The following is a 14,076-nucleotide window of genomic DNA, read 5'->3' on the forward strand; positions in this document are numbered from 1 at the left end:
GGCTCACCGGAACCGGCGCTTGCCGACGACCAGCAGGATCTCGCGCAGCGCGTCGGCGGCGTCCCGGACGTCCTGCGGCGGCACCCCGGCCATGGCCTCCTCGTGCGCCGCGCCGGACGCCGCGAGGGCCTGCTCGGTGACGCGCAGCCCCTCGTCCGTCAGCTGGACGAAGCGGCTGCGGGCGTCGCCGGCGTTGGCCTCGCGCTCCACGAGACCGGCCTTCTGGAGCCGCTGCAGGACGTTGCTCGTCCCGCCCGAGGTGAGGAACGCCGACCGGGTGAGCTCGCTCGGCCGCAGCCGGTACGGTTCGCCCTCCCGCCGCAGCACGGTCAGCACCTCGAACTCGGCGTAGGTGAGCCCGAGCTCCGCCAGCGGTTCGCGCAGCGCCTGCTGCAGCAGCGTGGCGATGCGGCCCGCGCGCTTGCCGAGCTCCAGCATCGCGATGAGCGGCTCGGACAACCCGTCCCGCCGCCACGTCTCGGCCACGGCGTCGATGTCATCCCGGCGCGCACCCTCGGATACGAACACACACCAAGACTACAGACAGGCTAATTGCTTTCGAAAAAGCTAAGCAATAAGCTTTCAATCATGACGCCACTCCTGATCGCGAACGGCCTCGTCATCGACACCGCACCCGCCCCCACGGTCCTCGGCACCGCCGACGTGCTCGTCGAGGACGGCCGCATCGCCGCGGTCGGCCCCGGACTGGCCGCCCCCGCCGGCGCCGAGGTGATCGACGCCACCGGCCGCATCGTCATGCCGGGCTTCGTCGACACGCACCGCCACACCTGGCAGGCGGCGCTCCGCGCGATCCTCCCCGACAGCTCGCTCCCCGCCTACCTGGACCGCATCCTCGGCGAGCTGGCGCCCCGCTACCGCCCGGACGACGTCTTCGCCGGGACGCTCGCCGGCGCGCTCGAATGCCTGGACTCCGGCATCACGACGCTGGTCGACTGGTCGCACATCCAGCTCGGCCCCGCCCACACGGACGCGAGCATCGCGGCACTGCGCGCGTCCGGCATCAGGGCGGTGTTCGGGTACTGCTACGGCGGCGACGGCGACCTCGACGCCGAGACCCGCCGTGTCCACCAGGAGTACTCCGGCGGCCCGATCACGATGGCGCTGGCCGCGCTGGGCCCGGAGATCGCGGGCGAGGAGCGCGCGCTCGTCGAATGGCGGACGGCCCGCGACCTCGGCCTGCCGATCACCGTGCACATGGGCGGCCACAGCACCCGGACCGCCGCCCGCGGCCTGGCGTTCCTCGAAGACAACGGACTGATCGACCACCCCACGACCTACGTCCACGCCAACTTCTACACGGATGACGACTTCAAACGCATCGCCGGATACAACGGGACGGTGTCCGTCTCTCCCGCGATCGAGGCCGCCCTGGACATCGGCCATGCCCCCACGGGACGAGCCCGGACCGCCGGCGTCCCGACGGGCCTCAGCGCGGACACGGTCACCTCGGGCCCCGGCGACATGTTCAGCCTGATGCGGACCGCCTACGTCCTGGAGCGCGGACGCCCGGACGGCGCCGGCCTGGGCTTCACCACCGCCGACGCCCTGCGGACGGCGACCATCGAGGGAGCCGACGTCGCAGGGCTGGCCGACGTCACAGGATCACTGACACCGGGCAAGCAGGCCGACGTCCTCATCCTCCGCACCGACACGCCCGGCATGGCGGCGGCCCACGACCCCGTCGCCGCCGTCGTCCTCTCGGCGGACACCCGCAGCGTCGACACCGTCCTCGTCGGCGGCCGCGTCGTCAAGCGCGGGGGAGCGCTGGTCGACCAGGACGTCCCGTCCCTCCTGACCTCCCTCGCGGACTCGGCCGAGCGCCTGACACGAGGAACGCCTCGCGGATAATGCGGCGGGAAATACCAACGGCACGTGGCATGCTGAGCGGCGTGGACCCCGAAATCACGATTCGCCTCGCCGACGAGCTGCTGATGTTCCTGCCCGCCGCCCGGCGGGAGGCCGTGCGCCGGGTCGCCCATGACGGGACGTCGACGCTGGGCCACGTCGTCGAGTCGCTCGGCGTCCCGCTGCCCGAGGCCGGCCCGATGACGGTCGACGGCGAGCCCGCCGACCCCGCCGCGCGGCCCCCCGCCGGCGCCGAGGTGACCGTCGCCGCGGTGCCCCGGCCCCAGCCCGTCCCGCTGGAACCGGGCCAGACCGCGCCCCGCTTCCTCCTGGACGTCCATCTGGGCACCCTCGCCCGCCGCATGCGCCTGCTCGGCCTCGACACCGACTACCACAACGACATGGACGACCCGGCGCTGGTCGTCCAGGCCAACGAGGAGCGCCGCGTCCTGCTCACGCAGGACCGCGGCCTGCTCCGCCGCCGCGCCCTGTGGTTCGGCGCCTACGTCCGCGGCTCCCGCCCCGACGACCAGCTCCGCGACCTCCTCGACCGCTTCGCCCCCGTCCTGTCCCCCTGGTCCCGCTGCACCGCCTGCAACGGCGTCCTCGTCCCGGTCGACAAGCAGGAGGTCGAGCGCCTCCTGGAGGACGGGACGCGCCGCAGCTACGACGTCTACGGCCGCTGCGCGGACTGCGGGCAGGTGTACTGGCGCGGGGCGCACGGCGACCACCTGGAGGAGATCGTCCGGGAGTCCACACGGCTGGTCGGCGGGGCCGCCGTCAGCGAGAGCTAGCGAGAGGAGCTGGTCGCGATCGACCTCGTGGTCGTCGGCGCCGCGATCATTTCGGACGGGCGCCTGCTGAGCGCGCAGCGGGCCGAGCCCCCGCACATGGCGGGCGGCTGGGAGTTGCCGGGAGGGAAGGTCGACCCGGGCGAGTCCGATGAGGACGCCCTGGTCCGCGAATGCCATGAGGAGCTCGCCGTCAAGGTGGGCTTGGGCCGCCGCATCGGCGGCGACTGGCGCCTGAGCGAACGCAGCGTCCTGCGCGTCTGGACCGCCAGGATCATCGAGGGCGAACCCCGCCCCCTGGAGCACCTGGCCCTCCGCTGGCTGACCCCGCCGGAGCTCTACGACGTCCCCTGGCTCCCAGGCGACCGCCCGGTAATAGAGGTCCTGGCCACCCAAGGCCTAAGACCCTGACAGTCAGAGGGAAAGGCAGATAAATACAGGGACCTCCTACCGCGCCGCAGGAGGTCCCTGTAGGTCTTGAGGTTCCTGTAGGTCAGGAGATGCGGTTGGCGCCCGCGTAGTCGGAGCGGTCCGACATGTTGGAGATCTTCACCACATCGCCGGTCTGCGGGGCGTGCAGGTACTTGCCGCCGCCGAGGTAGATGCCCATGTGGTGGAGGTTGCTGCCGAAGTACACGAGGTCGCCGGAGCGCAGGGAGCCGCGCGAGACCTTGGTGCCGAGGGCGAACAGGTCGCCGGTGTAGTGGGGGAGCCCGGGCTTGCCGACCTGGGTGTAGGCCCAGACGACGAGGCCGGAGCAGTCGAAGCTGTTGGGGCCGGCGGCGGCCCACACGTACGGGCTGCCGAGCTTGGTGAGGGCCTTGCGGGCCATCTTGGCGGGGAGTCCGGAGCCCTTCACGGTGGCGGTGAGGCCGCTGCGGGGGTCGCGGACGTGGGTGGTGGTCAGCTTGTCGAGGCGCTTCATCACCTCGGCGACCTTGGTCTTGGCCGCCGCGCGGGCCTTCTTGGCGTCCTCCCAGGCCTTCTTGACCTGCGCGGTCCTGGCCTCGGCGGTGCGCTGGGCCGCCTCGGCCTGGTCGATCTGCTTCTTCAGGGCGAGGACGGCGGCGGCCTGGTTCTGCGCGAGGTAGGCGCGGTCGGAGAGGCCTTCCGCGGAGCCGCCGGCGCCGAAGATGACGTCGGGGCCGCCGGCCATGTAGTTCGCGGCGGCCAGCCGCCCGAGCTGCTGCCGGGCGGGCTCGGCGAGGGCGCGCAGCCGCTGCGCCTCCCGGGCGGCGGCCTGCTCGGCCTTGCGGGCCTTGCCGAAGTCGACGCGGGTCTTGTTGTACTTCTCGGTGAGGATCTCGGCCTCTTCGTTCAGCGCGTCGAGGCTCTTGCGCAGGCCCTTCTCCGTCGTCGGCGTCGGGCTCGGTGCGCTCGGCGCGGCGGCGAGCCGGAGGGGCTGCGCGGCGTGGGCGGTGACGGGCGCGGTGGCGCCGAGACCGATCAGGAGCAGGGTGGCGGCGGTGGCGGCGGGCGTGATGCGCCGCCGCCTTCGGGGATCCGGTGCCAAGCCGGTGTTCTCCTCTCCACGTACGCCTACCGGGTTAGCTGACGGGTTCGGGCCAGGAGTCGCCCTACGACGCGTGCGTCGATTCACCCCAGGGACCTGGGTCCCCGGTTCTCCCGTGACGGGAGATTCGGCGTCCCGGCCGCAGTCCCGAGGGGTGGGACTCCCGACGACCGGATCTCGGGCAGATTACAAAGGATGAGCAAAGTTGGCCAATCGGGGCTCGTGGTGCGGGTGGTGTGAACGGCTCGTGGTGGGTGGTACGCAGGGCCAAGTAGAATGGGTTCGCCGCGTGTCGGCGGCCACTCCCGAAATCTCACGCAAGGCGAACCCGCATGCCCATCTCCACGCGCGACGACCTCCGGAACGTCGCGATCGTCGCCCACGTCGACCATGGCAAGACGACGCTGGTCGACGCCATGCTCTGGCAGTCCGGGGCCTTCCGCGAGAACCAGGACGTCGACGACCGTGTCATGGACTCCAACGACCTGGAGCGCGAGAAGGGGATCACCATCCTCGCGAAGAACACGGCGGTGAAGCACAACGGGCTGACGATCAACATCATCGACACCCCCGGCCACGCCGACTTCGGCGGCGAGGTCGAGCGCGGGCTGTCGATGGTGGACGGCGTCGTCCTGCTGGTGGACGCCAGCGAGGGCCCGCTCCCGCAGACCCGGTTCGTGCTGCGCAAGGCGCTCGCCGCGCGGCTGCCGGTGATCCTGGTCGTGAACAAGACCGACCGGCCCGACGCCCGCATCGCCGAGGTCGTGGACGAGACGTACGAGCTGTTCATGGACCTCGACGCCGACGAGGACCAGATCGACTTCCCGATCGTGTACGCGTCGGGGCGCGCCGGGCGGGCGTCGCTGGAGCAGCCCGCCGACGGCGCCATGCCCGACTCGGCCGACCTGGAGCCGCTGTTCAAGGTCATCACCGAGACGATCCCGGCGCCGGCCTACGACCCGGACGCGCCGCTGCAGGCGCACGTGACCAACCTGGACGCCTCCAGCTACCTCGGCCGGATCGCGCTGTGCCGGGTGCACGCCGGCACGATCAAGAAGGGCCAGCAGGTCGCGTGGTGCCGGCACGACGGCAGCATCGAGCGGGTGAAGATCACCGAGCTGCTGATGACCGACGCGCTCGCCCGCAAGCCGGCCGAGGCGGCCGGTCCGGGCGACATCATCGCGATCGCCGGCATCCCGGAGATCATGATCGGTGACACCATCGCCGACCCGGACGACCCGCGCCCGCTGCCGCTGATCACGGTGGACGAGCCGGCGATCTCCATGACGATCGGCACCAACACCGGGCCGATGGCCGGGCGCGAGAAGGGCACCAAGGTCACCGCCCGGATGGTCAAGGACCGGCTGGACCGCGAGCTCGTCGGCAACGTGTCGATCCGGGTGCTGCCGACCGAGCGTCCGGACGCGTGGGAGGTGCAGGGCCGCGGGGAGCTCGCCCTCGCGATCCTCGTCGAGAACATGCGCCGCGAGGGCTACGAGCTGACCGTCGGCAAGCCGCAGGTCGTGGCGAAGACCATCGACGGGAAGAAGCACGAGCCGGTCGAGCGGCTCACCATCGACATCCCCGAGGAGCACCTCGGCGCCGTCACGCAGCTGATGGCGGTCCGCAAGGGCCGCATGGAGCACATGACGAACCACGGCACCGGCTGGGTCCGGATGGAGTTCCTCGTCCCGGCCCGCGGCCTGATCGGGTTCCGCACCGAGTTCATGACCGAGACGCGCGGCACCGGCATGGCGCACCACGTGTTCGAGGACTACGAGCCGTGGTTCGGCGAGCTGCGCACCCGCCCGTCCGGGTCGCTGGTCGCCGACCGGGCCGGAGCCGCGACCGCGTACGCGATCACGAACCTCCAGGAGCGCGGCGCGTTCTTCGTGGGGCCGACCACCGAGGTGTACGAGGGCATGATCGTCGGGGAGAATTCCCGCTCCGACGACATGGACGTCAACATCACCAAGGAGAAGAAGCTCACGAACATGCGGTCGTCCACCGGTGACGAGCTGGAGCGCCTGACCCCGCCGCGGAACCTGTCGCTGGAGGAGGCGCTGGAGTTCTGCCGCGAGGACGAGTGCGTGGAGGTCACTCCGTCGGCGGTCCGGCTGCGCAAGGTCGTGCTGGACGCCAAGGAGCGCGAGCGCACCCGCGCCCGCACCAAGCGGGCCGGCTGACCCGCAGAGAGAGACCAGGCGTTACGGCGGACCGACGTTCCGGCTGACCGCGGCGGACCGAGCTTTCCGGCCGACCGAACGCCGAAGGGGCGGGGGCCGTCTGGTACCGGACGGCCCCCGTTCGCGTTCCCAGGGAGCGCGGAACGGCGGCGGCCCCGGGGATCGGATCATCCCCGGGGCCGCCGCCGTTCGTGGCCCGTCAGTTGAGCTGGACGGTCCCGGTGACGTCGGCGGCCAGGCGGAGCTGGTCGCCGTCGCGGAGCGGGGCCTCCACGCCGCGGGGGAGGCGCTCGCCGTTGACGAACGTCCCGTTGGTGGAGCCCTCGTCCCGGACCCAGGCCGTCCCGGACGGGTCGAGCCACACCGTCGAGTGGCGCCGCGACACGTTGTCGTACTGCGTGAACGTGGCCGCCACCGGCGACTGGCCCGCGTCCCGGCCGAGCACCAGGTGCTGGCCGACGGAGACCTTGAGCTCGCCCGTGGGGAACTGGACGCGCAGGACCGGCGTGCCCTTCTGCGGCAGCGGGCGAAGGCACGAGTCGCACTGCGCGGCGCCGGGGTTGCTCAGCACCGCCTCGCAGTACGGGCACATGAACGCCGTGCTGTCGGGCGCGGGCGGGCGCTGCTGGTTCTGCTCGTGCGGCAGCAGCGTCGCCTCGCGGCCGTGCGGCGGAAGCGGCGGCTGGCCCCCCATCTGCGGCTGGGGCGGCTGGCCGTACTGCGGCTGCTGCTGTTGCGGAGCACCGAACTGGTCGTTCGGGTTGGGCTGCGGGACGCCGTACTGCTCCTGAGGCTGACCGTACTGCGGCTGGGGCGGCTGCCCGAACTGGTCCTGCTGCGGCTGGCCGTACTGGTCCTGCTGCGGCGGCTGCCCGAACTGATCTTGCTGGGGCGGCTGGCCGAACTGGTCCTGTTGCGGCTGCTGCTGGTAGGGGTCGGGCGCCGGAGGCTGCTGCTGCGGAGCGCCCCACTGATCCTGGGCCGGCTGCTGCTGTTGCTGCTGCGGCATGCCCCACGGGTCCTGCGGCTGCTGCGGCTGCGGCGGCCCTCCGTGCTGGCCCGGACCGGGCTGGCCCTGTCCGTACTGCCCCTGCTCCGGCTGGCCGCCGTACTGGGGCTGCCCGCCGTACTGGGGTTGCCCGTACTGGCCCTGCCCCTGCTGGTCGGCAGGAGGCTGCTGCTGGGGCACGGGCGGCCCCCATGCGTCCGGCTGCTGCTGCTGTTGCTGCGGCGGGCCCCACGGGTCCGGCTGCTGCGCGGACGGCCCGGGCTGCTGAGGCTGCTGCTGGTACGGGTCGGGCTGCTGCGGCTGCCCGTACTGGGGCTGGCCGTGCTGCGGCTGCCCGTGCTGAGGGGCGCCGTAGGGCTGACCCTGCTGCGGACCCGGCGGCGGGGGGACCCGTTGCTGGTCGTACCCGCCCGGACCCGGCTGGGGCGCGCCGCCACCGGCGCGCGCGAGGTTCGCCCCGCAGCTCATGCAGAGCAGATCGCCCGGCTGGAACGGTTCGTCACAGACGGGACAGTTCAAGGTCGCCATGACACATCCCCCGAGCGCACCCCGGCGCGGTCGAGCCTCGACGTGAGGTGCTCCATGTCACCTCTTCGCGGGATCCCGATGTAGTACACCCGCCTTCCCTCCGGCCCTTCGTCCACGGACACCTGTACTCGGGGCCCTCTTCCTTCTCTAGTGTTCCCGACGCCGGCCACCGCTTCGTACCGTTCGCGTCCCAGCGGGGACAGCGGCACGACGCGCTGGTTGGCCGACCCTCTCCAGAGTAGAGAGCCGTCCTCGGAGTGTCGCCCCCCCGGGTTGAGCCGGTCGACGTACGGCCCGGTGATCACGGCGTCGCACAGGTCCAGGATCTCGCGCATCTCGGTGGTGCGCGAGAGCCGAGAGTAGACATATCCGCTGTAGACCAATATGTCCAACGCAATCGTCTCACGGCCCCGGGCGTCCCGCCACGCGCGGATGCCGCGCAGCAGGGAGGCCAGCGCGGCCGGCTGCTGGAACGGCTCACCGCCCGAGACGGTCACCCCGTCGACCGGTTCCGGAAGGGACGCGAGCCATCCTAGGACCGCCGCGACCGGGACCGCCTTGCCCGGGTCGGACTCCCAGGTGTCCCGCGACAGACACCCGTGGCAGTGCAGCGTGCAGCCCTGCGTCCAGATGCCCGCCCGGGTGCCGGGGCCGAGTGTGGTCACGGGATAGTGCGCCTTGGCGAGCAGCAGCGTCTCGCCGGCGCCCGCCCCGGCCTCCGCGCCTGCCGCGCCGCCCGCTTCTCCCGCGTGCTCCGGGCTCACTGGAGGTCCAGATGGACGATGCTGCCCTCGCGCCGGATCCCGGTCACCGTGACCTTGTCGTCCGGGACGAGCTCCCGGTCGAACAGCGCGCGCGCCAGCGGGTTGACGAAGTGCGATTCCAGCGCCATGCCGATCCCGCGCCCGCCCTTGTCCAGTTCCTCGGTGCACCACGCGCGGAGCGTCTGCAGGGCGTCCCCCTTCACCGTGAGGAGGAGCCGGTGCTCCTCGGTGACCCTCCGGCAGATGTTCGCGAACTGGAGGTCGAAGATCTTGTGCGCGGCCTCGCCGGAGATGAAGTCGAACACCACGATGTTGTCGCCGAACCGGTTGAGCAGCTCCGGCCGGTTCAGCACCTCGGTGAAGTGGTCGGCGACGGCGCCCTTGATCCGCTGCTCGACCTCGTCGTAGGCCATCCCGGGTGTGATGTTCTGCACACGGTCCGGCGGGGCGTACCCGGCTCCGTCGCGGGTGGTGATGTCCCGGCCCGGCACGAACATCCCGAGGTTCGAGGTGAAGATCAGGATCGACTCGGAGAAGTGCACGGTGTTGCCGCGCCCGTCGGTGAGCCGGCCGTCCTCCAGGATCTGCAGGAACTTGTCCAGGATCCGCGGGTGCGCCTTCTCGATCTCGTCGAAGAGGATCACCCGGAACGGGTCCTCGCGGACGGCGTTGGTCAGCTCGCCGCCCGCCTCGTGGCCCACGTAGCCGGGCGGCGCCCCGATCAGCCGGTCGCCGGAGCCCTCGCCGGAGAACTCGCTCATGTCGAAGCGCAGGTAGGCCGACTCGTCGCCGAACACCAACTCGGTGATCGCCTTGGCCAGCTCCGTCTTGCCGGTCCCGGTCGGGCCGGCGAAGAACAGCACGCCGCGCGGGCGGCTGCCGGACCGGGTCGCCTGCGCCCCCGACAGCCCGAGCACCGCCCGCTTGAGGATGTCGAGGGTCTTGGTGACCGCCTGCGGCTGCCCGATCACCCGCTCGGGGACGCGCTTCTCCCCCTCCAGCACCCGGCGCCGCAGATGGCCGCGGCTCCACGGGTTGTCGAGGACCCCGAGCTTGTAGGTGCGGACCGCGTCGGGCAGGTCGGCGAGGTCGACGTTGCGCTCCTTCGCCAGCCGGGTCACCTCGATCATCGACTGCAGGGTGAGCCCGTCGGCCTGCTCGGCGAACGCGTCGCACGCCGCCGCCGCGACCTCGTCGGACCCGACGTCGCTGATCCCGAACGCGCGGGCCAGCAGCCGCGCCGTCTCCTGCCGGTCGCCGAGGTGCGGCCGCGGGATCGTGATCTCGCGGATCGTGTCGTTGTCGGCGGTCAGCCACGGCGGCAGGTCGCCCGGCCGCTCCACCAGCCAGATGATCGGGTTGTAGAGCGGCTTCGGCCGGGCCCCCGGGACCCGGACGGGACGGGCGGTGCGCGACAGCTTCGCGGCGAACCGGAAGAAGTCGCGCTCGGCCGGCTCCAGGTCGGTCGGGGTGCGGGCGATCCGGGACGCCGAGTCGATGACGAACGCGGCGCGCACGTTCTCCTTCGGCCGGGCGACCGCGGCCAGGTGCCGGGTCAGCCCTTCCAGCGACGGCTTCTCGTCGGGCTTGATCTTGCCGAGCAGCGTCTCGGCCGCCTGCGCCGCCTCGTCCGACCCCTCGGGGTAGACCTGCACGCCGTCGACCGGGTCGTACACGACCATGCAGGACGCGCCGCTGGACCGCAGCGTCTCCCACAGCAGCCCACGCAGCGGCAGCAGCCGTGCCGGGCCGCCGCCCTCCGTCGGCGGGGCCAGGAAGCTGTCGTACAGGTTCCCGGACAGGACGTACTGCGAGTGCACCGACAGGGTCGCGTCCAGCTCACGGATGAACGGCGGCCAACCCTGCAACCGCCCCCCGAGGGTCGGCGAATCAATGCTCATGCCCGCTCCAACTCCCACCTGCCGGCGCCCCTGCAATTCACTTGTGACGCTCGCGGGAGCGTTCGCGTTGGCCGGTACGGCCCCTAGTCTGCCGCGCCCCCTCCGAAACCGGCAGCTCACGGACGCCCGGCTCCAGCCGCCAGCCGACGTCGGAGCGGATCCCCGCGTCCGCCAGGCGCGCCCGCGCGGCCTCGAACGCCTCGCACCACTCCCGCTCCCGCTCGACGTCCAGCCGCCGGTCGTCCTCGCTCTCGGCGGGGCGCTCGCGCACCATCGACGCCCGGACGTGCGCGTCGTCGACGCGCATCCGCACGCTGTGGTCCGGCCAGGCGCCCTTCGTCAGCGTCACGGTGCCGTCCTCGGCCGTCAGCGTCTCGAACCCGGCCTGGACCTCGTACCCCAGGTCCTCGAACGCGGCGGTGATCGATCCGAGCACGTACCGGCGCTCGGCCTCGGCCTGCTCCGCGGCGTCCCGCTCGGCCGCCCGGCGCCGTTCCTCCTCCCGCCGCTCCCGGACCCGGTCGTTCGCGGCCTGGATCCGCAGCCGCACCTCCTGCAGGACGCCCTCCGCCTCCTCCGGCGTCCCGATCCCGGCCAGCAGCCGCGCCGCCTCGGCCACGGCCCGCCGTTCGGCCTCCCCGGCGTCGGGCAGCAGCCGCGCCATGATCCGTTCGAGGTGCTCCTGGACGTCCTCCCGCGGCGGCGGCGGCGCGTCCCGTCCGGCACCGGACTGGAGCCCCTCCGCGGGGACCTCGAAGATCTGCGTGCTGACCTGCGCGGCGAGATGCTCGGACAGGCTTCGCTCGACCTCGTCCAGGACGGGGTCGGTGGCGGCGCACCAGGCCGTCAGCTCCTCGGGGGACCGGCCGGCCAGGTCGAGCGGCTCCGGCACCGCGGCGTCCGCGCCGATCTTCGCGCGGGTCTCGGCCAGCGCGGCGATGCGCGCGTTGCGCTCCACGGCCTCCCGCAGCGCCCGCTCGTGCGTCTCCACCTCGGCGAGGGCGGCCGCGCGCGCCTCGGCCCGCCCGGCGGCGAGCGCGGCCAGCGCCTCCGCGCCGCGCCCGGCCAGCCCGGCGCCGCCCCCGAGGACGCGGTTCATGCCGAGGCTGAGCACGACCGCCGCGTCCAGGGCGATGTCCGCGTCGATCCCGCTGCTCAAGGGGCGCCTCCGATCGTCCGTGCCCGCCGCCACTGGTGGAGCCGCACTCCCGCCGCGACGGCGTGTGCGGCGGAGGCGATGACGAGGGCGAGCACCCACAGCGGGCTCGCGATGGACGTCACCGCCGCGATGAGGAGAAGGAGGAGCAGCAGCGGAAGGACCCCGGCGATGAGCAGGAATCCGCAGCCGCGCCGCCCGGTGCGCTGCGCCGCGCCCGACATCGTCTGGGACGCCTTGGACAGCCCGCGCCCGCCCGCGCCGAGGACGCCGGAGAGCATCGCCCACGGCCCGTCGGGAAGGTAGTCCGCGCCCTGCGTGCGCGCGACCAGTACCTCGCTGCCGCACTGCACGCCCCAGGCGAGCACGGAGAGGACGGCGAGGGCGCCGAAGGAGAGGCCGGAGGACGAGGTGTGGAGGCCGACCGAGGCCGTCCCGTCGTCGCCTCCACCACCGAACAGGGAGCCGACGACCCAGCTCCCCACGAGCCAGAGCAGCAGGAACGGCAGGGTCAGCAGGACGGCCTTGGCCATGGCCGCGTTGCGCCCGGCGAGCCGCCGCCGTTCCCGCTCGGCCCACTGGCCGCGCAGCGCCTCCTCCCGCTGCTCGGCGGCGAGCCGTTCCCGGGCCTGGGACTCGCTCTCCATGACGGCCTCGGGCGCGGCGCGCGTCACCGCGAGCAGCCGCAGCGGGTCGTCGCCGGCCCCGTCCGCCATCCAGGCGAACCACGGGACGTGCCCGGAGACCGACGCCCGCGCCCGCTCCGCGCCCTCGGCGATCAGCCGGTGGGCCTCCGCCGGGCGCGCCGCCAGGGCGAGCAGAGTGAGCAGGACGACCGGCGGCTCCTCCGCCTCGGCGTCCGGCAGCCGCCGCGCGAGGCCCGGCGGTGTCGCCTCCTGCTCGCGCAGCCAGCGGGCCAGGTCGTTCCACGCCGGCACGTGGGCGCGCCACTGGTCGTCGGCGCGGGGCAGGTCCTCGCCGCCCGCGCATCCGGCCAGCACCTGCAGCAGATGGTGCTCCCACAGCGCCCGCCCGATGAGGCAGGCGGTGCGGTGGTCGGAATGGCGCGGGTCCGCGGCGAGGGCCGCGAGGCCGGGCAGGTCGGCGGCGGTGATCCGCCGCCCGAGGAAGTGCGGGGGCAGCGCGGGGTCGAGCCACCGCACCAGGTGCAGGAGCTTCACGTCGGGCGGCAGCGTCGTCATGAGGTAGCCGTCGACGAGCCCGATGCGGCTGTCGTCCGGCACCTCGGCGAGCCACTCCCGCAGGCTCCGCCACGCCTCGCCCGACTCGCCGCGCCCGAAGAAGTACTGCGCGGCGTGGTCCCAGTCGTCGATCAGCGCGCGGGCCAGCTCGCCCCGGTCGGAGTAGCGCCGTCCTCTGAACGGCAGGCCGCTGCCGGTGTCGGCCTGGACGCTCTCCTCGGCGACCTGGGGCGACCCGCCGTCCAGCCACTCCTGGACCTCCCGGCCCGTCCACCGCCTGCGCGGGTCACGGGTCAGGAGCCCCTGGCACAGCAGCCGCAGCCTCGGGTCGGCGACATCGTCCGCGCTGACGGGACGCGTCGCCAGGTGATCGACCACGACGGTCTCGCTCAACCCCTGGAACGGCGCCCGGCCGGTCGCCAGCTCCCGGACGATCATCCCGAGCGACCACCAGTCGCGGGCCGGGGACACCTGGCCCGACAGCGACTCCGGGGCCGCGTAGGCCAGCGTCCGCGACGACGACGCGAACACCACGCTCTGGTCGAGGACCTTGCTCAGCCCGAAGTCGGCGATCGCCAGCCGCACCGGATCGGCCGACAGGACGAGCACGTTCTCGGGCTTGAGGTCCCGGTGGACGATGCCCGCCCGGTGCAGCGCCGTCAGCCCGGCCGCGAGCTGCGCCGCGATCTCGCCGGCCGTGCCCTCGGGAAGAGGGCCCTCCTGCATGAGCGTCCGCAGGTTGCCGTCGGGCGCGTAGGCGGCGACCTCGTAGTCGCGCCCGTCCGCGTGGCCCGTCTCCAGGATGCGGAGCACGTGCGGCGAGTCCAGCGCGGGCAGCTTCGCCCACACCTCCCGGTCGGCCCGGTACCCGCGGCGGAAGATCTTCGCGACGAAGTCGGCGCCCTCCGCGTCCCGCACCAGCAGCAGGTCCGACTCGGCGCCCTGCACCGGCAGCTCCGCGACCACCGCGTACCGCTCGCCGAGCACGGCCGGGAGCCGCATCAGCGGGTCGCCGGCCGCCGCCCCCTCGCGCCGCGTCTCCGCCGGCCCCCGCGGGCCGGGGACCGCCGCGTCCCGCCGCGTGGTCCCGGCGTCGCGGCGCGTGTCCCGCGGCGGGGTGCCGCCGGAGCCTGGTCCGTACTGGTCCACTGGCCGTCCCG

At 73.1% G+C, this 14,076-nt stretch carries 12 protein-coding genes and 1 riboswitch; of the genes, 5 read left to right on the forward strand and 7 right to left on the reverse strand.

Translation table 11 applies throughout. The features are described 5' to 3' along the window. Nucleotides 1-3: 3 nt before the first annotated feature. A complete protein-coding gene (locus ABGB11_RS01755; protein ID WP_347628026.1) occupies nt 4-528 on the reverse strand; it encodes a MarR family transcriptional regulator in 525 nt (174 codons plus the stop codon). A 60-nt stretch (nt 529-588) separates the two neighbouring features. On the opposite strand from ABGB11_RS01755, the gene ABGB11_RS01760 reads away from it, so the two are divergent. Genes ABGB11_RS01760 through ABGB11_RS01770 form a run of 3 tightly spaced genes read left to right on the forward strand, consistent with a single transcriptional unit; the run spans nt 589 to nt 3,068 of the window. Then, nucleotides 589-1,869, forward strand: a complete 1,281-nt coding sequence (locus tag ABGB11_RS01760; RefSeq protein ID WP_347628028.1) for an amidohydrolase family protein — start codon at nt 589-591, stop codon at nt 1,867-1,869. Between the two features lie 41 nt (nt 1,870-1,910). After that, nucleotides 1,911-2,660, forward strand: a complete 750-nt coding sequence (locus ABGB11_RS01765; protein WP_347628030.1) for a Mut7-C RNAse domain-containing protein — start codon at nt 1,911-1,913, stop codon at nt 2,658-2,660. Nucleotides 2,661-2,678: 18 nt separating this feature from the next. Beyond that, the gene (locus tag ABGB11_RS01770; RefSeq protein WP_347628543.1) at nt 2,679-3,068 is read left to right on the forward strand and encodes a (deoxy)nucleoside triphosphate pyrophosphohydrolase; all 390 of its coding nucleotides are present in this window, start codon (nt 2,679-2,681) and stop codon (nt 3,066-3,068) included. 82 nt (nt 3,069-3,150) lie between these two features. Here ABGB11_RS01770 and ABGB11_RS01775 read toward each other — a convergent pair whose 3' ends face one another. After that, nucleotides 3,151-4,170, reverse strand: a complete 1,020-nt coding sequence (locus ABGB11_RS01775; protein WP_347628032.1) for a C40 family peptidase — start codon at nt 4,168-4,170, stop codon at nt 3,151-3,153. A 7-nt stretch (nt 4,171-4,177) separates the two neighbouring features. Further along, nucleotides 4,178-4,313: riboswitch (cyclic di-AMP (ydaO/yuaA leader) on the reverse strand. Nucleotides 4,314-4,502: 189 nt separating this feature from the next. Here ABGB11_RS01775 and typA point away from each other — a divergent pair. Next, complete coding sequence (gene typA / locus ABGB11_RS01780; protein ID WP_347628034.1) at nt 4,503-6,356, forward strand: translational GTPase TypA; 1,854 nt, start codon at nt 4,503-4,505, stop codon at nt 6,354-6,356. Between the two features lie 199 nt (nt 6,357-6,555). Here typA and ABGB11_RS01785 read toward each other — a convergent pair whose 3' ends face one another. Then, on the reverse strand, nt 6,556-7,050 hold the full coding sequence (locus tag ABGB11_RS01785) for an FHA domain-containing protein (protein ID WP_161791066.1): 495 nt from the start codon (nt 7,048-7,050) through the stop codon (nt 6,556-6,558). Between ABGB11_RS01785 and ABGB11_RS01790 the strand changes: the two genes are divergently transcribed. Further along, on the forward strand, nt 7,021-7,977 hold the full coding sequence (locus tag ABGB11_RS01790; RefSeq protein WP_347628037.1) for a hypothetical protein: 957 nt from the start codon (nt 7,021-7,023) through the stop codon (nt 7,975-7,977). The two genes, ABGB11_RS01785 and ABGB11_RS01790, sit on opposite strands and share 30 nt — an antisense overlap. Here the strand turns inward: ABGB11_RS01790 and ABGB11_RS01795 are convergent. Genes ABGB11_RS01795 through ABGB11_RS01810 form a run of 4 tightly spaced genes read right to left on the reverse strand, consistent with a single transcriptional unit; the run spans nt 7,881 to nt 14,065 of the window. Continuing rightward, nucleotides 7,881-8,657, reverse strand: coding sequence for a 4Fe-4S single cluster domain-containing protein (locus tag ABGB11_RS01795; protein WP_347628039.1), 777 nt, complete (start codon nt 8,655-8,657; stop codon nt 7,881-7,883). The genes ABGB11_RS01790 and ABGB11_RS01795 overlap by 97 nt on opposite strands. Then, entirely contained in the window at nt 8,654-10,558 is a 1,905-nt protein-coding gene (locus ABGB11_RS01800; protein ID WP_347628041.1) for an AAA family ATPase, read from the reverse strand. The genes ABGB11_RS01795 and ABGB11_RS01800 overlap by 4 nt, the downstream gene beginning before the upstream one ends. Before the next feature lie 37 nt (nt 10,559-10,595). Next, entirely contained in the window at nt 10,596-11,717 is a 1,122-nt protein-coding gene (locus ABGB11_RS01805; RefSeq protein WP_347628043.1) for a response regulator receiver protein, read from the reverse strand. After that, entirely contained in the window at nt 11,714-14,065 is a 2,352-nt protein-coding gene (locus tag ABGB11_RS01810) for a serine/threonine-protein kinase (RefSeq protein ID WP_347628045.1), read from the reverse strand. The genes ABGB11_RS01805 and ABGB11_RS01810 overlap by 4 nt, the downstream gene beginning before the upstream one ends. Nucleotides 14,066-14,076: the final 11 nt, after the last annotated feature.

Origin of the sequence: Actinomadura sp. B10D3 (genome assembly GCF_039871695.1) — a bacterium.
In the GTDB taxonomy this organism is placed as follows: domain Bacteria; phylum Actinomycetota; class Actinomycetes; order Streptosporangiales; family Streptosporangiaceae; genus Spirillospora; species Spirillospora madurae.

Excerpts from the sequence above, each read along its gene's own strand:
- typA (WP_347628034.1), top strand. The coding sequence starts at position 4,503 with ATGCCCATCTCCACGCGCGACGACCTCCGGAACGTCGCGATCGTCGCC.
- ABGB11_RS01785 (WP_161791066.1), bottom strand. The coding sequence starts at position 7,050 with ATGGGGGGCCAGCCGCCGCTTCCGCCGCACGGCCGCGAGGCGACGCTG.
- ABGB11_RS01800 (WP_347628041.1), bottom strand. The coding sequence starts at position 10,558 with ATGAGCATTGATTCGCCGACCCTCGGGGGGCGGTTGCAGGGTTGGCCG.
- ABGB11_RS01760 (WP_347628028.1), top strand. The coding sequence starts at position 589 with ATGACGCCACTCCTGATCGCGAACGGCCTCGTCATCGACACCGCACCC.